Below are 18,105 nucleotides of genomic sequence, written 5' to 3' on the forward strand. Positions count from 1 at the left end.
CCAGGTCACACCGGATCGGCAAGAGCGTCTCGCTCTGAACCTCCTCGCGAAAGGTCCACGAACCGATTCGCGTCCGACCGGGTGGCGGAATCCAGCCCCTGTTGCCTCGTGGCGGCGATTACGGGATTGTTAGCGCTAACAGAACGTCGGAGTATTGATCCTTCCTGCCGATGGATTGGGGGTGGCGGGTGCAGCGAAGCAAATACGACCGGCCAAGCGCCTGTCAAGAACCCTGTCTCCCTTCTTCCCTGCCTGCGTAAGGGCCTGGAGTCCCTTCCACGGCTCTCAGCAGGGATGCTCCTGGTCCCCTGCCGATCGCACGAGAATGAAAGATTCACAGACCGCCCCAAGCGGGCCGGTCCCCTCAGCCCGCCCCGGCCCAAGCAAGATCGCTTGATCGAAACGATTCGCCCGTGCACACAGGAGTGACTACGGAGGCACTGCGGTGGCGCGGGCGGCTGGACGGCGTCTCAGTCGGCCGAGGAGAACAGGCGCTGCTGGATCTCCCTGCGGTAGTCGTCCAGCGTGTTGTCGATATGCGTGGCGGCGGCATGGGCCGCCGCTTCCGGTTCGCCGGCGCGGATGGCCTGGTAGATGGCGTCGTGTTCCTCGACGGCCTTGGCCGCATGCCCGCCCACGGAACCGCGCAGCCCGATGATGGCGGACTGAGCCTGTAGCCGGCGGGCCTCCCCCACCGCGATCTGCAGGAACATGTTGTGCGAGGCGATGGCGATGGCGGCGTGGAAGGCGTCGTCACCCTCGTTGAACAGGTCCTCGCGTCCGGTCTCGAACCCATGGCGGCACACCCCGGCCGCTTCCTCGATGGCCCGCAGCTGCACCGGGGTGGCGCGGCGGGCGGCCAGCCGGCTGGTCTCCATCTCCTGCGCCCGCCGGAACTCGAACAGCATGTAGACGTGGTCCAGGTCAGTGGGGAGGAAGAACGATGCCAACCGCCCGGCGCCGAGCATTCCCTCGTCGTCGGCCACGTACAGGCCGCGGCCCTTCTGGGCGCGCACCCGGCCGAGCGCGGAGAGGATCTTCACCGCCTCGCGGACGACAGTGCGGCTGGTTCCCAGCTGCCGGGCCAGGTCGTTCTCGGTCGGCATGCGGTCGCCCGGGCGCAGGCCCAGCCGGGCGATGAGCTCCAGCACCTGCTCGGCCGCCACCTCGTAGCCCGGTCGGTATCCGCCCTCACGCGGGGTGTCGGTCACGGTGCTCCTTCCTCGCGATCTCCCTAAAAGTATGACTCTGCGGGCCATGTAACCCGCAGGCTGTCCGGGATATCGCGCCGTGAGTACGAAACATCCTGACGGTTCACGTGAGACGGTCCGCCGACCGGAGCAATGCCGATATGCATTTCCGCTGGCCAGAACAGTTCTTGTCGTTACAATGACATGACGTTCACATGCCAACCATGAAAAATAAGTGTGCTTAAGGTCTTGACGGGCCTCGGTGCCGGCACCGTAATTGGTAGCTGAGCACCCGGAGGGAACTTCTTCCGGGCCCCTGCGGCTGGACCACACGGCGGGTGTGTGGAGGCGCGTCGCATGCCTCCCCACCGTGGTCGGCCACGTCGGCTTCCATCGCCTCACTCCACCCCGACCCCTCGTGGTGCCACGTGAGGCCGCGCCTTCTTGGAGAAGCACGTGACCGATCGGATTGAGCATCCGTCCCCACCGGTCGCGGTGTTGAGACCGCTTCTGGTTGGTCTCGTCATCGCGGCGCTGACCGCGGCGATGGCAGTCGTCGCATCGGCCACCGCGGCCCGCGCCGCCACCACGACCCTCTACGTTTCGCCCTCGGGCACCGGCAGCACCTGTTCGTCCGCCCAGCCGTGCTCGCTGTCCGGCGCGCAGACGGCGGTGCGGTCGCAGAACAGCTCCATGTCCGGCGACATCGTCGTGCAACTCGCCGACGGGGTGTACCGCCTCTCCTCGCCGCTACGGCTGACCTCCGCCGACTCCGGCACCAACGGATATCGGGTCGTGTGGCAGGCGGCCCCGTCGGCGCATCCCGTCATCAGCGGCGCCAGGGCGGTCACCGGCTGGACGCTCGCGAACCAGGCCAAGAACATCTGGCAGGCCAACGTCGGCACCGGGATCGACACACGGCAGCTCTACGTCAACGGCGCCCTCGCCACGCGGGCGCGTACGCAGGTGAACCGGTCCGACTTCACCGCCACCGGCACCGGGCTGAGGTTCGGCAACAGCGCGCTGAGCTACCTGAACAACCTGGCCGGTCAGAACCGGGTCGAGCTGGAGAGCGTCGGTTCGTTCACCGACCGGTACGTGCGGGTGCAGAGCATCAGCGGCAACTTCATCACGATGCAGCAGCCCAGCTGGAGCAACAACATCTTCGGGTACGACACGTTCACCAGCCCCCACCGGGCGGGTCCGCTCTACATCGAGAACGCCTACGAGTTCCTCGACTCTCCGGGTGAGTGGTACATCAATCCCGCGACCGGCGTGCTCTCCTACATCCCCCTCTCCGGGCAGAACATGAGCAACGTCAGCGTGGAGCTGCCGGTGTTGCAGTCCCTGGTGGACGTCGGCGGCACCTACGACGCGCCCGCGCACCACATCACCTTCAGCGGCATCACCTTCACCGGCACCAGCTGGCTCGGGCCCAGCAGCAACCAGGGCTTCGCCGACCAGCAGACCGGCTCCTACATCGCGGGCAACTCGAACTGGCCCGGCGACCTTCCGGCGTCCTGCCAGGAGGGCTGCCAGCAGTTCGAGTCCACCAGACCGAACTGGTCCCAGATGCCCGCGGCGGTGCAGGTCTCGGCGGCCGACCACATCACCTTCACCGACTCGCAGTTCGTCAACCTGGGCCAGACCGCCGTGGGCATCGGCAACGACGCCAACGCGCACGCCAGCGGTGTCGGCCTGGGCGCGAGCGACATCACGGTCACCCGGTCCGAGATCGCCCGCAGCTCGGCCGGTGGCATCGTGGTCGGCGGCGTGCGCGCCGACGCCCACCACCCCAGTGACCAGCGGATGGTCAACCGCAACATCACCATCAGCGACAACCGCATCCACGACCTCGGGCTGGACTACCGGGGCATCGTCTCGGTCCTGACCACCTACGTCACCACCACCGACGTGTCCCACAACGAGGTCTACAACATGCCCTACACCGGCATGTCGATCGGCTACGGGTGGGGCGCCAACGAGCCCGGCGGCAGCACCCAGTACGCCAACCGGGGTCTGTACAACTACCAGCCGCGGTACACCACGCCCACCACGGCGTCGGGCAACAAGCTCGTCGGCAACTACGTGCACGACGTCATGCAGCAGATGACCGACGGCGGATGCATCTACACGCTGTCGTGGAACCCGAACGCCGTGATCAGCGACAACTACTGCCTGCGGACCAACGGCTGGTTCGGGCTCTACTTCGACGAGGGCTCCAAGTACTACACCGTCAGGAACAACGTCTTCTCGAACACCGGCACCTGGGCCACCGCCAACTACTGGGGCGGTGAGAACATGGGCAACTTCACCGTCACGGGCAACTGGTCGACCAACGGCAGCACCAACATCACCAACGGCGACCGCGGCAACGTCGTCAACAACAACGTGACCGTCACCAACGGGCAGTGGCCCTCGGGCGCCCAGTCCGTGATGGCCTCCGCCGGGCCCCGGAACGGCACGTCGACACCCTCCCCGTCGCCGTCGTCGTCGGGGAGCACGAGCGCGCTCAAGGGTGTGGGGTCCGGGCGGTGCCTCGACGTCACCGGTGTGTCGCAGACCAACGGCACGCAGGTGCAGATCTGGGACTGCAACGGCCAGAACAACCAGCAGTGGACCTCCACCGACTCGGGCGAGCTGCGGGTCTACGGCGGCAAGTGCCTCGACGTCAACGGCGCCGGCACGGCCGACGGCACCGCAGTGATCATCTGGGACTGCAACGGTCAGAACAACCAGAAGTGGCGCCTCAACTCCGACGGGAGCATCACCGCCGTGGGTGCGAACAAGTGCCTCGACGTGTACAACAGCGGCACCGCCAACGGCAGCAAGGTCATCATCTGGACCTGCAACGGCCAGAACAACCAGAAGTGGACCCGAGCCTGACACCATCCGGGCACGCGCCTTCGCCGGGGTGATCCGTCGCCCCGGCCAAGGCCGCACGTGACGCTTCCGCCCCACCGGCGCGCCCGGCGCCCGCCACCCTCGGACGCCACCGAGAGGCCGGCCAGTCCCCCGCCACGAATCCCCATCCGGAGGAGCAGGCAGTGCACTCACAGGAAGTCTTGCCGACGGCTCCACGCCGAGCCCTTGCACGCGCACCTCATGAGACCGCGACGCCCGCGGGCCGGAATCCTCGCCGGGATCGTGGCCGTCCTCCTGGTGATCGCCGGACTGGTGGCAGGACCGTCCGCCGCATCCGCCGCGGACAACCCCTACGAGCGCGGGCCCTCCCCCACCGCGGCGAGCATCGCCGCGGACCGCGGTCCTTTCACCACCGCCCAGGTGACCGTGCCCAGGGGCAACGGATTCGGCGGCGGGGTCATCTACTACCCGACGGACACCAGCCAGGGCACCTTCGGCGCCATCGCGATCGCCCCCGGCTTCGGCACCGCCTGGAGCTACTACGCCTGGCAGGGCCCGAGACTCGCCTCATTCGGCTTCGTCGTGATCGGGATCGAGACCAACACCCTGACGACTACGCCGCCGCCCGGGCCACCCAGTTGCTCGCCGCCCTGGACTACCTGGTCAACAGCAGCCCGGTGCGTGACCGGGTCGACCGCGGCCGGCTGGCGGTGGGCGGACACTCGCCTCGACGTGTCCGGCGCCGGCACCGCCTACGGCAGCAAGGTAGAGATCTGGACCTGCCACGGCGGCACCGACCAGAAATGGACCCGCACCTGACCGATCACCTGCGGACCTCCCGCCCGGCGCCCCGGGCAAGCTCCAGCACCTCCGCAGCGCTGAAGCGGCACTGGTCCTCTTGACGGACACTCTTTCCGGAGTGTCCGTCATACGTATTATATATTATCATACGGGAACCGGGGACAAGTGAGACAGGGCCATTTGGCATCCCTCGTGGGAAGGATCTCCCTCGTAGCCGCCGGCGTCGTCGTGGCCGGCGCCAGGCACGGCGCTCGCCGTGCCGCCGCATCCCGGCCGGACCACGATCGTCGTCTCGCCGGGCGGCGATGATCACAATCAGGGCACGCCGGGCACGCCGCTACGCACACTGCCGCGCCACAGGCGATGGCGCGTGCGTCGGCGAGGGGCGTCCGTACCCGGCCATCCATGGCTCCGTGCACGATGTGGAGATCGGTTCCGCACAACCCGCAGTACGCGACGGCGATCTGAAGTTCACCGGAACCGGGTGGCCCGACGTCCATCGAGACGGTCTCCAGGCGCCCCCCGCCCACATACGCAGCACCCTTCATGGGCGTCCTCACTCTCCTTCGACCACACCGCGGCGACCCTTGTGCTCATAATACGTATGCCGTTACTTTTATCACTATCTCTCGCCCCCTGATGTGGGAGACAGGACAAAAGGACTCGAAAATGTTCCGTTTCAGACGAGCCGGACGCCCGGGCCCATGGACGCGCACGATCAGCGGTGCCGGGGCATCGGCCATCGTCCTGACGCTTGCCGGTTGCGGCGGCGGTGGCGGCACCTCAGTTGGTTCCTACGGCTTTCCGCAGGTCACTCAGGACGACAAGGCCCCCATCACGGTGTGGGTGGACTCCGACCGGGCGAGCGCGGCCGACGCCTTCAAGAAGGCCAATCCGGACGTCAAGATCAACGTGGTCACGTACGACGGCTCGGCGAACGGCTCCAACTCGTTCCGGACGAAGGTGCAGCTCTTCGATCGGGCCGGCAGCGGCTGGCCCGACGTCGTGTTCTCGACGCAGAACAACGACGCGGCGTGGGCGAGCCAGAAGAGCAACGGCAAGCAGGCGTTCGCGGCCGTGCTCAACGGCGGGCTCGTCCCAAAGACGACGCTCGACGCCTTCACCCAGGGTTCGCTGGACCCGTGCACCGTCGAGGGCAAGGTCTACTGCCTGCGCAACGACCTCGCCCAGGTGGTGCTCTGGTACAACAAGAGCCTGCTCGACAAGTTCGGCTATGCCCTGCCCACGACGTGGGAGGAGTATCAGGCGCTCGGCGAGAAGGTGGCCAAGGAGCACCCCGGCTACATCGTGGGCGCCGTCGGAGACTCGTTCGCCCCGGAGATCTACTTCTGGAGCGGCAAGTGCCAGGCGAACGGCATCACCGGTCCGAAGTCGGTGACGGTCGCCACCGGCAGCACGGAGTGCAAGCGCGTCGCGTCGATGCTCGACGTTCTGATCAAGAACGGCACCGCGCCCAACCTCAGCGTGTTCACGCCCGAGTTCGTGAAGAAGTACTCCGGAAAGGTGCTCCTGATGCCCGGCCCGGCGTGGTACGCGGGCGCCATCTTCAACAACCCGCAGTCGCTCAACGTCCCCGCGGGTCAGCTCGGTGTCGCGGCGCCGCTGGCATGGCAGGGCGACAGCGCCGCGACCGGCAACGTCGGCGGCGGCACCTGGTTCGTCAGCAGCCATTCGAAGAACCTCAAGGCGGCCGAGAAGTTCGTCGAGTTCGTCACGACGGCCGACGACTACCAGGTGAACGTCGCTCCCGGTTACCCGGCCTACGCGCCGGCCGCGGAGAAGTGGCTCAAGAAGCAGGAGTCGAGCGGCTACTACGCGACCGACCTGCAGGCATTGCTCAAGGCCGGGTCGCAGATCTGGAGCGGGTGGGGCTCCGGCGTCTTCAGCCAGGAGGCGATCTGGGCCAAGACGATCACCCCGGCGATCGCCGGCGGCAAGAACCTGGCCGATCTCCTTCCCGAGTGGGAGACCGCGATCAAGAACCAGGCCCAGGTCAACGGCTACACGGTCAAGTGACATGACAGTCGCGGATGAGGCCGCCCCGGCGGCCACGGCGACACCGCACGGAGGGCCGGGCGAAAGGAGCGACGCCGGCGAGCGGAGCGCGATGAGCTACGGCTTCATCGCCCCCTATGCGCTGCTGGTGGTCGCGTTCGGGGTCCTGCCCGCCCTCTACGCCGTTTTCCTCGCGTTCACCGACGACGAGGGCGGCTTCGCGGGGATCGCCAACTTCACCAAGGTCGTGAGCGACTTCCGCTTCCTGCCCGCCGTCGCGCACGTCGCGCTCTACCTGGTGATCTGGCTGGTGGCCCTGGTGGTGCTGGTCTCGTTCCTGGCCGTCGTCGTGCACGCGGTCCGGGTGCGGTGGCTGAGCCGGACGCTCCGGCTCGTCTTCTACCTGCCTGGCGCCCTGGCGGGCGCGTCGAGCGTGCTGCTGTGGCTGTTCGTGCTCGACCCGACCGCCAGCCCGGTCAGCGGCCTGCTGCGTCTGCTGGGATTCTCCAGCTTCGTGCAGGTCATCGTGCCGGCGAACCTCCCCCCGGTCTTCGCCATCATCGCGTTCTGGACCGGCGCGGGCGGCTGGATCGTCATCATGTACGGCGCGCTCAACAACATCAGCGCCGACGTGATCGAGGCCGCGCGCATCGACGGCGCCGGCGCCGTGCAGATCGCCTGGCGGATCCAGTTGCCGCTGCTGCGCAAGTGGATCTCGTACATGGGGATCATGTCGCTCGCCGCCGGCACGCAGCTGTTCGTCGAGCCACAGCTGCTCTCGCAGGCCAGCAACGCCGTCGTGCCCAACGACTACTCGCTCAACCAGCTCGCCTACCAGTACGCGTTCCAGCAGAACGACTTCAACGGAGCGGCGGCCATCTCCCTGCTGCTGCTCGTCATCGCCCTCGCGCTGTCGTTTGTGTTCGTGACGCGCGGCGGCCTGTTCGAGAGGGACTGAGGCCATGACGACAGTCGACGTCGGTCACCCCGCGGGGCGACGGAGCAGCGTGAGCGGCTGGAGCGGACGGACGATCGTCGCGGTCGTGGTTGCGATCTTCGTGCTGTTCTTCGTCATCCCGATCGTGTGGCTGCTCCTGGCGACGACGAAGTCGGCACACGGGCTCATCGTCGAGAACCCGTTCCGGCCCGGCGGCATCTCCGACCTGGCCGCCAACTGGGAGCAACTGTTCGGTTTCCAGGACGGCGCGGTGACCGCGTGGGTGGGCAACTCGGCGCTGTACGCCCTGGGCGCGCTCGTCATCACGCTCATCGCGAGCATCCCGGCGGGCTACGCGATGGCCTTGACGGAGTTCCGGTTCCGGCGGCTGCTCCTGGTGCTGACGCTGATCGTCATGCTGATCCCGAACACCGCTCTGGTGCTGCCGATCTTCCTCGAGCTGAACGTGGTGGGGCTGATCGGCAGCCCGCTGTCGGTGATCCTGCCGATGTCGTTCTTCCCCTTCGGCGTGTACCTCACCTACATCTACTTCTCCACCAGCGTCCCGCGTGACCTGCTCGCGGCGGCGCGCCTGGACGGATGCGGCGAGTTCCAGGTGTTCACGAGGGTCGCGCTGCCACTGGCCGCGCCGATCGTCGCCCTGGTCGCGTTCTTCAGCTTCGTCCAGAACTGGAACAACTTCTTCCTGCCCTTCGTGATGCTGCCGTCGAGCGAGGGGTACCCGATCCAGGTCGGCCTGACCTCCCTGCTCGCCTCGACCCCGGCGTTCAACCCGAGCTCTGCCGGCGCCCAGTCCGTGCAGCTGCCCACGCTCGCGCTCGCGACCGTCGTCTCGGTGTTGCCGGTGCTGATCGTCTTCCTTTTCGCACAGCGCTTCCTGGTCGCGGGCATGACGGCCGGAGGCACCAAGGAGTGAGTCGAATTTCCGTCACAAAGGAGCAACCGTGAAGGTCACCGGCTATCGCAGCCTGACGACTGCGCACGACTGGGGCCGGCTGATCGGCGACGCCAACGGCGTCATGCCCGAGCCGCGCACCGATGTGCACGTGCTGATCCTCGAGACCGACAGCGGTGTCGAGGGGGTCGGGCTCGGGGCGCACGGCGACATCGAGCGCGTCTTCGGCGCCGTCGAGGGCGAGGATCCGCGGGCCGTCTCCTCGCTCTACGACCGGATGCTCGACCGGGTCTTCAAGACCGGCCACTCCGGCGCGACGTTCGGCGCGATCGGTGCGATCGACATGGCACTCTGGGACCTCAAGGCGAAGGCGGCCGGCGAGCCGCTCTGGCGCACCCTCGGCGGACGTGACCGGTTCGTTCCCGGCTACGCCTCCGGGCTGGACATCGCACTCGACGACGACGCCCTCGTACGCCTTTATGAGCGCTTCGCGGAGCGGGGCTTCAGCGCCGCGAAGCTCAAAGGCGGCCGGAGTCTCGAGCACGACCTGCGCCGGCTGAAGGCGCTGCGGGACGTCCTCGGGCGCAACTCGGCCGACCCCGCCCTCATGTTCGACGCCAACGAGTCGTGGAACCGCTCGCAGGCCGTGCGCTACATCGCGGCACTGGAGCGGTCGGTGGAGCTCACCTGGATCGAGGAGCCGGTGCGGAGATGGGACGCGGCCGGGCTGGCCTCGGTCCGGCGGGGCATCCGCGCCGGCGTGGCGACCGGAGAGAACCTCACCGGTCTCGAGCAGTACCGGCCACTCCTGGACGCCGACGCCGTCGACATCGTCCAGGTGGGCAACGTGTGGGGCATCACGCACTTCCTGCGGGTGGCCGCGGTGGCGCACAGCCGCGACCTGCCCGTGAGCCCGGTGGCGTACCACGCCAACCCGGTCGCGCACGCCGCCGTGGCCGTGCCGAACCACCTGGCCTTCGAGGTCCAGGACCTCTCGGCTCCCATCGGACTCGACGTCGACCAGGAATTCGAGGACGGCGGGATCGTCCTCGGCAATGAGCCGGGCCTCGGCATCCGGGTGGACGAGGATCACATCAACGCCGTGCGAGCCGCCGACCCGCCGGCCGCGATCGACGGGCCTCATGTCCGCCCCAAACGGGCGGGCCTGCGCCTCGTCCCGGATTCTCATCGGGACGACCGCATCGGCGTGCCCTCGGGAGAGCGGGTGGGATCATGAGCGCGCGGCACCGCATCGAGCGTCACGCCCTCGTCGTCGGCGTCCGGCCGGAGCGCCGGGAGGAGTACCTCGAACTGCATCGCGACGTCTGGCCGCAGGTCGAGCAGACCTTGCGCGACGCGAACGTCACGAATTACTCGATCTTCATCTTCGGCGACACGCTGTTCGCCTACTACGAGTACGTCGGCGACGATCACGCCGCCGACATGGCCCGCATCGCCGAGGACCCGGTGACACGCGAGTGGTGGTCGCACACCGACCCGTGCCAGGTACGCATCGCCGAGGAACGGGATCCCGGAGCTCTGTGGCAGCCGATCGACGAGATCTGGCACCTGTCATGATCCGTTCCGTCGACGCGCACGCGCATCTCCGGAACCGGGCCGGCGACTGGCCGCTCGCCGAGCTGGGGGCCGGCCCGGTCGAGTGGCGAGGCGCGGTGGATGAGCTGATCGGCGAGCTGAGCCCGGCGGCGCGCCAGACGATCATGTCCGGCACCGCGTCGGCCCACTATCGGCTCGGCGCATGACCGCGCAGGTCGCGAATCTGCTGAAACGGGGCCGGTCGAGGCACGGTGTCATCGGCCTCGGCGGATCGCAGCTCGGCAACTTCGCCCGTCCCATGACCGACGACGAGGCCGCCCGGACGGTGCGCCGCGCGTGGGATCGCGGCATCCGCTACTTCGACACCGCGCCGCACTACGGTCTCGGGCTCTCAGAACGCCGCATCGGAGCCGAGTTGCGCCGCCGCCCGCGCGATGAGTTCGTCCTGTCCACCAAGGTCGGTCGCCTGATCGTGCCCAACCCCCGGCCTCGGGAATGGGACGACGACGGGTTCGCCGTCCCCGGCGACCTCACACGGCGGTGGGACTTCTCGGCGACGGGTGTCGAACGCTCGCTCCGGGAGAGCCTGACGCGCCTCGGACTCGAGTCGGTCGACATCCTGTACCTGCACGACCCCGACCAGGCGTGGAAGAGCGCGGCCCGGGAGGGGCTCGCGTCCTTGGCGCGGCTGAAGGCCGCCGGTGTCGTGAAGGCCATCGGCATCGGGACCAACTCCACCGCCGGGCTCGCCGCGATCGTCGAGGAAGGGCTGGTCGACATGATCATGCTGGCCAACCGCTACTCGCTGCTCGACCACAGCGCACTCGACTCGGTGCTCGCGCCGGCCCATCGCTTCGGTGTCGCCGTGGTCGCCGTCGGTGTCTTCGCCACCGGTCTGCTCTCCACCGCCCGGCCCGCACCGGGCTCGACGTACGAGTACCGTGCCCCCGACGGCGACGTGGCCGGGCGCGCCGAGCGCATCGCGTCGATCTGCGAGGATCACGGCATCGAACTCCCCGCGGCCGCGCTGGCCTTTCCGTTGCTGCACCCCGCGGTCTCCGCGATCGCCGTCGGTATGCGCTCGCCACGAGAGGTGGACGAGAACCTCCGGCGGTTCGAGACCGACATCCCCGACGGGCTCTGGAACGACCTGATCGCCGAAGGACTGATCCCGGCCGGGGCCGTGCGGACGCACGAACACCGACGCCCTGGCCGCTGAACCGTGCGGGCCCACGGCGCCGTCGTCCCCGTCTGAAGGAGGCGCCCTCGGCCTAATCGCGCCGGCTGGATCGCCGGAGAATTCCCGCATGGGACCGGCACGGAGGCACACGGCCTTACATCATATGAATTACGTATGCGCAGGCGAGATATACTCGGGTTGTGATGATCCTCCTGGAGGCCCAGTGACTGCCGCGTTCTCTCAACCCGGTCCTACCGGGAGCACCTCCCGTGACGCGCTGGAGCCGCCCAGCTACCGGCGCCCCCGTCGCCTCGGCGATACCGTTGTCACCTATCTGGTCGACCGCATCGTGTCGGGGGCCTATCCCGTCGACACCGTACTCCCGACCGAGCCCGAGCTGTGCCAGGAGTTCGGCGTCTCACGCACCGTGGTGCGCGAGTCGATCAAGCTCCTGGAAGCGAAGGGCCTGGTCAAGGCTACTCCGGGCCGGGGAACGCGGGTCCTCGAGCCCATCGGCTGGAACCTGCTGGACCCCCTCGTCCTCGAGGCGCAGATCCGGCACGACAGCGACCTGTCCATCCTCGACGACCTCGTCAACGTCCGGGCGGCACTCGAGTGCGACATGGCGGCGCAGTGCGCGCGCGTGATAACACCGGCTCAGGCCGAGGCGCTGAGCAAGCAGGCGAACGTCCTCGCGGAGAGCCTGCACGACCCGGAGCGCTACGGCAGGGAGGACGTCGCCTTCCACGAAATGATCATGCTTGCCTCCGGCAATCGCCTCGGTCACGCGATCATCCACGGCATCCACGCCAAGGCGCGGCTGTCGAGCCAGTACAACGGCGACCCGAACAGGGAGGAACTCGTCCAGTCACTCGCCGAGCACCGGCAGATCGAGTCGATGATCCTTCAGGGCGACGCTCAGGGCGCCGCGGCCGCGATGCGCGTCCACATAGTGGGCTCATGGGCCAGGCGCCGCCCCCGCGTACACGGAGCCATGGGCCAGGAAGCCGGCTCCTGAGAGGGCGGTCGCCGGGGACGACGGTGGCCGCCGTCGGCAGCGGCGAAGGCCGCCGTGCGTCATGCCGACTGCGTCACCGACATCACCGCCCACGGCGCGAGTTCGACGTCGAGGTCGAGCACACCGGTGTCGGGCACGGTCAGCGTGAACCTGACGAGCGAGTCGGCGACCCTGCTCAGGTACTCGCTCTCGGCCCGGGACGGGTTGAGGGGGGACCCGAGCCGATGCCAGGCCTCGGCGGCGTTCCCCTGCTCCCAGTCCATTATCTCGACGAGAAACGTGGTGCCCGGCTCCAGTCCGCCGATCGAGTGCCGGAGCCTCCGGCTCGGCCCGGAGGCCTCCATGTCCACCCCCGTCGTCCTGGTCGCGGGCCTGCACGCCTCTGCTCGCACGGCCGTCGTCGATCGCCTCCTGCGCGACCACCCCGGTTCTCCCGCCGTCCACCACGACCTGCGGGAGGTGCCCGCCGGCCGGGTGCAGCGCGTGGTGCGCGACGCCGCCACCGTGTCGCTGCTCGTGGTCGACCTCTGGGACTCGGTCGAGCCACGCTCGGTCGCCGAGGCTCTCGATTGCGAGGAGGCCCACGACATCCTGCGGCTGACCTGCGTGCTGACCACGCTGCACGCCGAGCACATGCCCGTCGACATCACCCGCGGCGACCGCCTCAGCGAGACCGGTCAGCCGGCCGCGGCCGGCGACCAGCGCTATCTCGCCGAAGTCCTGACCCGGCAGATCGAGTACGCAACCGCCCTGACCTTGCACGGCGGCGATGAAGAGGACGGGGAGCTCTCCCGCGCCGTGCTCGCCCACCTCGCGCCCTGCACCCCGGTCTTCGCCGAGTCGCTGCCGGGCGTGACCGGCGCCCGGCTGTGCTCGCGGGAACTGGCCGAACGCGTCGACCCCGCCACCGCCCTGCTTCCCTGCGACGCGTAGACCGACTAGATCACCACGGTCGTCTGGCGCCGGCTGCGCCCGCTGCACCCGCTGCACCCTGCCCGCCTGTTCGAGGCCGTGGACGAGCTGGTCACTCAATCGGTGCGCTCCCGCGGGCGGTTCTGGCCGGCCAGCCGGCCCGATCAGTTGCTCGCCTGGGACGCGGTCGCCGGCGTCGTGTCGGTCGAGGACGCCGGGCCCTGGCTGGTCGCGCTACCGGAGGCCGCCTGGGACATGGTCTCTCCCGCCCGCCGCAAGGCCGCCGACCTCGACTGGGACCACATCACCGGCGACCGTGTTCAGCACCTGGTGTTCACCGGGCCCGACCTCGACCGAGAGCGCCTCCACGCTCTGCTCGACTCCTGCCTGCTCACCGAGGAGGAGGCCCTGGCGGGCTCCGACGTGTGGGTCGGCTACGACGATCCCTTCGCCATCGGCCGGCGCTCGGCGACGTCCTCTGACCGGTAGACCATCGGCCCGTTCGAATCCGCGGCCGTAGGACCACAGTGTGCTGCGGCCGCGGATCGAGCCGGCAGAAGGAGCAGGCCGGCGGGGACGTCGGCATGATTCCGCCCCGGGGGCCGACACCGTGCCGGCGAAGACACATCTCCGGACGTACGTTCCGATCAGCCTGCCGCCGCGTCCGGCTGTCGCAGTTCCACAAGCCCATGCCCGAGTTCCCGGGCCGCGAGCCCTGCAGCCGTCGCTTCCGAGACCACGGTTGCCGGGCTCACTGGGAACATCGTGAAACGCACACTGCGATCGTCCAGGGTCTCTCCGTCGCGAACGGCGCGGTAGGTCATGGTCCATTCCATCGCGGTCTGGTCCTTCGGCCGGGCGCTCATCCAGCCCTCGTAGGTCACGTCCCCGACCGTGGTCATGTGGTAGCGCTGCGACGGCACGGTGCAGACCTCAGGCGGGTCCTGAACCTCGACCACGGCGAGAGCCCGTGGGGCGAGACGGTCAGCGAGCACCTTCATGAACTCGCGTCGCCCCGCGGCGTCGAAGTGATGCAGGACGCCGATGGCGATGACGGCGCACACCCTCTCGGGCAGGGCCGCCTCCGAGAGCGGCAGGGGAAGCACGGTGACCCGCCGGCGCAGGTCAGCGTCAGCGGCGACACGCGTCAGCAGCACGGTACGCATGGACGGGGACGGTTCCACCGCGACGATTCGCGCCTGTGGGAGGGTGTGCGCGGCGACGAGCGTCGACAGTCCGGTTCCTGCCCCGACATCGACGACGGGACCGGTCGCCGGGTCCACCTCGGCCAGCGCGTCGGCCAGTACGGGCCGCAGCACGTCCCAGTAGGGCTCCGACATCAGCTGGTAGTACTCGGCCGTGCAGGCGTAGGAATCGGTCATCGTTCCCTCCAGGGGGCTCGTGCGGGCTGGAGAAGCGCAATGTGGCCGTCTGATTGCGTCCGAGAAATACCGAGCGATCGTCCGGTGAAGGCGAAGAGGCGGCGGGGCACCAGGGATCCCGGTAGATCGCTGGCATCGGTGGAACGAAAATGATTATCGTTGTCTCTTGGATCGCACTTTACTCCCCTTCGGAAGGACGTGAGCGCATGGACGCGCTGCTCGACGTTGTAGTTGTCGGTGGAGGGCCGGCGGGGTTGAACGCCGCCCTGGTGTCCGGGAGGCAGCGGCGCCGCGTGCTCCTGCTCGACAGCGGCCGGCCGCGCAACGCGCCGGCGCAGGAGACGCACATGCTGCTGAGCCGTGACGGCTTCGGCCCGGCCGCCCTCAGGGAGGTCGCGAGGGCGGATCTGCGTGTCTACCCGACGGTCGAGGTGCGGTCGGCCGAGGTCGTCGACGCGCGGCCCTTCGCCGGGGGGTTCGAGGTGGTCCTGGCGGACGGTTCCCGGGAACGTGCTCGCAAGTTGATCCTTGCCACGGGCCAGACCGATGTCCTCGCGGACGTCCCCGGATTGGCGGAGCGGTTCGGCCGCAGCGTTTTCCACTGCCCCTTCTGCCACGGCTACGAGACCCGGGATCGGCCGCTCGCCGTTCTGGGGGCGGACTTCCCGAGCGTGATGCTCGCCCTGTACGTGGCCGACCGCTTCTCTCAGGACGTGACGCTGTGCACCAACGGGGAGGAGCTGCCGCAGGAGCACCGGGACCGCCTGGAGAAGGCCGGCGTGGGGCTGCGGGAGGAGCCGGTCGCGGAGGTACGCGGTGAGCTCGGCTCCCTGGAAGTCGTCTTCGCCGCCGGGGAGCCGCTCCCGCGCGGGGCGATGTTCCACCGGACGCGCATCCGTCAGCACGCCGACCTGGCCGAACGACTGGGGTGCGAGCTGCTTCCCGACGGGTGCGTACGCGTCAACGAGTTCCAGCAGACCTCGGTGCCCGGCGTCTACGCGGCGGGTGACATGGCCCGCCTGGCAGTCCTCCCGGATGCCTTGACGTTCGTGGTGACGGGCGCGGCCGACGGCGCGCGCGCCGCGATATGGGTGGACCAGGAGCTGTTCCGCGCTGACGCCGGCCTCACCCCGCCGGCGCAGCCCTGACCTCTGGCGGTGCGGTAGGCGACGACGCGCCGGCGCGAGCCCGGTCTCCTGCTCGTCAAGGTGGCGAACAGGAGACCGGGAGAGCGACCGCCAGGGCCGCAGGATGTCACGTGGCCCCGGCGGGAGCCGGCCGAGAAGGTCATTGCGGGGAGAGAGACCTCTCGCCGCGGCGCGGTTTCTCGCGGATGGACGCGGCGAGGCCGGCGACCGTGGGTGCGGCGAGGAACGCTCGAGGTGTCACATGCGGCAGTCCTGAGCGGGCCAGGCGGCTGAGCATCCGTACAGCGTTGAGAGAGTCTCCTCCGAGCGCGAAGAAGTCCGCGGCGCGGTCCAGCGGGACGCCCTCGGGCAGGTCGAGCACCTCTCGCCAGCAGGCCGCCACCGCTCGCTCCAGGTCGTCACGTAGCGGACCCCCGCTCTGCGCCGTCCTGACAGGTGGCCGGGCGTCCAGCCGAAGTGTCGTGTCGTCCGCCGCGGGCTCCAACGCCTGCGGCAGTTCGTGCGCGGCCTGCCAGCCTGATGGGCTGACCAGGGACTCCAGCAGGACGGTGAATTCGGAGAACAGGTCGCGGACGACCGAAGGGTGGAAGAGCTCCGCCACCAGCGAGAAGACGATCACGAGCTCGTCGCGCGCCTCGTAGAGTCGCGCCTCCAGCGCCACCTGAGGGGTGCGTAGCTCCTGGTGGTGGTCCGTCAGGTCGATCCTTCCCAATGGGCCGGCCTCGTCGGGAATCGTGCTGCCCATCGCCGCGTCGACGCCGAGGGTGCTTTGAAAGACGACCGGGGCGACCGGCCGTGTGGTGCCCCGACGGCGGGCGAGCTCCCGTGAGACCTCCACTCCGGAGACCAGGTTGTGGGCGAGCGCGTCGCCGGTGAGCGTTTGGCAGGCGCGAGCGAGTTCGGCGAGTGTGCCGCGCTCGGGCAGGTCGACCGGCAGGAGCACGGTGGACGAGAACGCGCCGACCAGGCGATGGACGTCGGGATGCAGCGGCAGGCGGTTGAGCTGGAGGCTGTTGAGGAGGAAGCGCCGATGGCCTGCCGCTCGGGCGAGCGCGACGGCATAGACGGCGAGCGCCGCAGCCGACGGTGTCACCTGATGCTCGCGGCACAAATCCTGCAGGCGGGTCCAGCGAGACGCGTCCATCCGCTGATGCAGGCTCTCCATCACCGGCACCCGTACGGCATCCGGCTCGACGGCCAGAGGAAGGGCCGGCGGCTGGGGGAAGTCGTCGAGCCTGCTCCACCACCAGTCGCGGTCGGCTTGCCACTGCGGCGTTTCGGGCAGTCGCTGGACAGTGGTGACGTAGTCCCCGAAGTCGACGTCGAGCGGAGCCAGGACGGTGTTCCAGTCGGAGGCGAAGGCGAACAGGTCCCGGTAGAACACCCCGGAGGACCAGCCGTCGACAAGGAGCAGACTGGTGGCGGAGTGCAGCCGGCCGCGGCCGCCCGGCAGGAGGCTCAGGCGCAGGTCGATGCCGGGCCCGCTCATCGGGTCGGGGCCGTGCCGGCGCATCTCCTCCCGCAGCTCGGCGAGGTGCCGTGCGGCCTCCTGCTCACCGAGTCCGCGCCAGTCGTGGACGCGAAGGGGCACGACTGCGGCCGGATCGTCGACGTCGAGGATGTGCTGGCGGCCGTCGGGAAGGATGCGTGCCCTCAGCGTGGGCTGGTGCGCGGCCAGCCGGTTCACCGCGTCCTGAAGCGCTTCGGGGGCTTCCTCGCCGTCGACACCCACGAGGCCGATGTCCAGGTAGTGGTGGGCCGAGTCGTAGGACAGCTCCCAGCCGTCCTGCTGGCCGACGAAGTATCCCTGCTGCAACGGGAGCAGCGGGAACGGTGTGAGCGGGTCGGGCCGTCGCGTGATGTGCAGGTCGGGAGCATCGGCGGTCCGTCCTGCCGAACGGTCGCGGATGACATTGGCGAGCTCGGCCAAGGTCTGCTCGACTCTGATCTCGGACAGCGCGAGCACCACTCCAAGCCGTCGCCGCACCAGAGCGGCCATTCGAACGGCCAGTACGGAGTCTCCGCCGAGAGCGAGAAAGCGGTCACCGGAAGCGATCTCATCCTCCCGGACGTCCAGGACGTCCGCCCAGATCCCGCGCAGCATGACCTCCACGTCTGCACGGGCGGCAACGTACGAGTTCGGGCGGGGGTCTGGCGTGAGGGCACCGTTTGCGGAGACCGCG

17 protein-coding genes are annotated in these 18,105 nt (G+C 68.9%); 13 read left to right on the plus strand and 4 right to left on the minus strand.

Features of this window, described 5'->3' with window-relative positions:
• Window positions 1-470: 470 nt before the first annotated feature.
• The gene (locus tag ACQEVJ_RS28055) at window positions 471-1,211 is read right to left on the minus strand and encodes a FadR/GntR family transcriptional regulator (protein ID WP_433106081.1); all 741 of its coding nucleotides are present in this window, start codon (window positions 1,209-1,211) and stop codon (window positions 471-473) included.
• Between the two features lie 435 nt (window positions 1,212-1,646).
• Between ACQEVJ_RS28055 and ACQEVJ_RS28060 the strand changes: the two genes are divergently transcribed.
• From ACQEVJ_RS28060 to ACQEVJ_RS28105, 10 genes are all read left to right on the plus strand, one after another.
• Window positions 1,647-4,076, plus strand: coding sequence for a lectin (locus ACQEVJ_RS28060; protein ID WP_433106083.1), 2,430 nt, complete (start codon window positions 1,647-1,649; stop codon window positions 4,074-4,076).
• Window positions 4,077-4,295: 219 nt separating this feature from the next.
• Window positions 4,296-4,874, plus strand: coding sequence for a hypothetical protein (locus ACQEVJ_RS28065; RefSeq protein WP_433106085.1), 579 nt, complete (start codon window positions 4,296-4,298; stop codon window positions 4,872-4,874).
• A gap of 651 nt (window positions 4,875-5,525) precedes the next feature.
• A complete protein-coding gene (locus ACQEVJ_RS28070; protein WP_433106087.1) occupies window positions 5,526-6,893 on the plus strand; it encodes an ABC transporter substrate-binding protein in 1,368 nt (455 codons plus the stop codon).
• Window position 6,894: 1 nt separating this feature from the next.
• Window positions 6,895-7,830, plus strand: coding sequence for a carbohydrate ABC transporter permease (locus tag ACQEVJ_RS28075; RefSeq protein ID WP_433106089.1), 936 nt, complete (start codon window positions 6,895-6,897; stop codon window positions 7,828-7,830).
• A 4-nt stretch (window positions 7,831-7,834) separates the two neighbouring features.
• Complete coding sequence (locus ACQEVJ_RS28080; RefSeq protein WP_433106091.1) at window positions 7,835-8,746, plus strand: carbohydrate ABC transporter permease; 912 nt, start codon at window positions 7,835-7,837, stop codon at window positions 8,744-8,746.
• Between the two features lie 28 nt (window positions 8,747-8,774).
• Window positions 8,775-9,962, plus strand: coding sequence for a mandelate racemase/muconate lactonizing enzyme family protein (locus tag ACQEVJ_RS28085; RefSeq protein WP_433106093.1), 1,188 nt, complete (start codon window positions 8,775-8,777; stop codon window positions 9,960-9,962).
• Window positions 9,959-10,303, plus strand: coding sequence for an L-rhamnose mutarotase (locus ACQEVJ_RS28090; RefSeq protein ID WP_433106095.1), 345 nt, complete (start codon window positions 9,959-9,961; stop codon window positions 10,301-10,303). Before ACQEVJ_RS28085 ends, ACQEVJ_RS28090 begins: the two co-directional genes overlap by 4 nt.
• On the plus strand, window positions 10,300-10,488 hold the full coding sequence (locus ACQEVJ_RS28095; RefSeq protein ID WP_433106097.1) for a hypothetical protein: 189 nt from the start codon (window positions 10,300-10,302) through the stop codon (window positions 10,486-10,488). Before ACQEVJ_RS28090 ends, ACQEVJ_RS28095 begins: the two co-directional genes overlap by 4 nt.
• Entirely contained in the window at window positions 10,485-11,501 is a 1,017-nt protein-coding gene (locus ACQEVJ_RS28100; RefSeq protein WP_433106099.1) for an aldo/keto reductase, read from the plus strand. The genes ACQEVJ_RS28095 and ACQEVJ_RS28100 overlap by 4 nt, the downstream gene beginning before the upstream one ends.
• A gap of 184 nt (window positions 11,502-11,685) precedes the next feature.
• Window positions 11,686-12,480, plus strand: a complete 795-nt coding sequence (locus ACQEVJ_RS28105) for a FadR/GntR family transcriptional regulator (RefSeq protein ID WP_433106101.1) — start codon at window positions 11,686-11,688, stop codon at window positions 12,478-12,480.
• A gap of 59 nt (window positions 12,481-12,539) precedes the next feature.
• Here the strand turns inward: ACQEVJ_RS28105 and ACQEVJ_RS28110 are convergent, their stop codons facing one another.
• On the minus strand, window positions 12,540-12,830 hold the full coding sequence (locus ACQEVJ_RS28110) for a hypothetical protein (protein ID WP_433106103.1): 291 nt from the start codon (window positions 12,828-12,830) through the stop codon (window positions 12,540-12,542).
• Here ACQEVJ_RS28110 and ACQEVJ_RS28115 point away from each other — a divergent pair.
• Window positions 12,823-13,413, plus strand: a complete 591-nt coding sequence (locus ACQEVJ_RS28115; RefSeq protein ID WP_433106105.1) for a hypothetical protein — start codon at window positions 12,823-12,825, stop codon at window positions 13,411-13,413. The two genes, ACQEVJ_RS28110 and ACQEVJ_RS28115, sit on opposite strands and share 8 nt — an antisense overlap.
• A gap of 9 nt (window positions 13,414-13,422) precedes the next feature.
• Window positions 13,423-13,881, plus strand: a complete 459-nt coding sequence (locus ACQEVJ_RS28120; RefSeq protein WP_433113017.1) for a GTP-binding protein — start codon at window positions 13,423-13,425, stop codon at window positions 13,879-13,881.
• Window positions 13,882-14,039: 158 nt separating this feature from the next.
• On the opposite strand, the gene ACQEVJ_RS28125 is transcribed toward ACQEVJ_RS28120, so the two are convergent.
• The gene (locus ACQEVJ_RS28125) at window positions 14,040-14,774 is read right to left on the minus strand and encodes a class I SAM-dependent methyltransferase (RefSeq protein ID WP_433106107.1); all 735 of its coding nucleotides are present in this window, start codon (window positions 14,772-14,774) and stop codon (window positions 14,040-14,042) included.
• A gap of 206 nt (window positions 14,775-14,980) precedes the next feature.
• On the opposite strand from ACQEVJ_RS28125, the gene ACQEVJ_RS28130 reads away from it, so the two are divergent.
• Window positions 14,981-15,922 carry an NAD(P)/FAD-dependent oxidoreductase gene (locus tag ACQEVJ_RS28130; RefSeq protein WP_433106109.1) on the plus strand — a complete coding sequence of 314 codons (942 nt, stop codon included), beginning with the start codon at window positions 14,981-14,983 and terminating at the stop codon, window positions 15,920-15,922.
• A gap of 139 nt (window positions 15,923-16,061) precedes the next feature.
• On the opposite strand, the gene ACQEVJ_RS28135 is transcribed toward ACQEVJ_RS28130, so the two are convergent.
• The gene (locus tag ACQEVJ_RS28135; protein ID WP_433106111.1) at window positions 16,062-18,026 is read right to left on the minus strand and encodes a condensation domain-containing protein; all 1,965 of its coding nucleotides are present in this window, start codon (window positions 18,024-18,026) and stop codon (window positions 16,062-16,064) included.
• Window positions 18,027-18,105 lie beyond the last annotated feature (79 nt).

Source organism: Microbispora sp. CA-102843, assembly GCF_050936215.1.
Lineage (GTDB): Bacteria > Actinomycetota > Actinomycetes > Streptosporangiales > Streptosporangiaceae > Microbispora.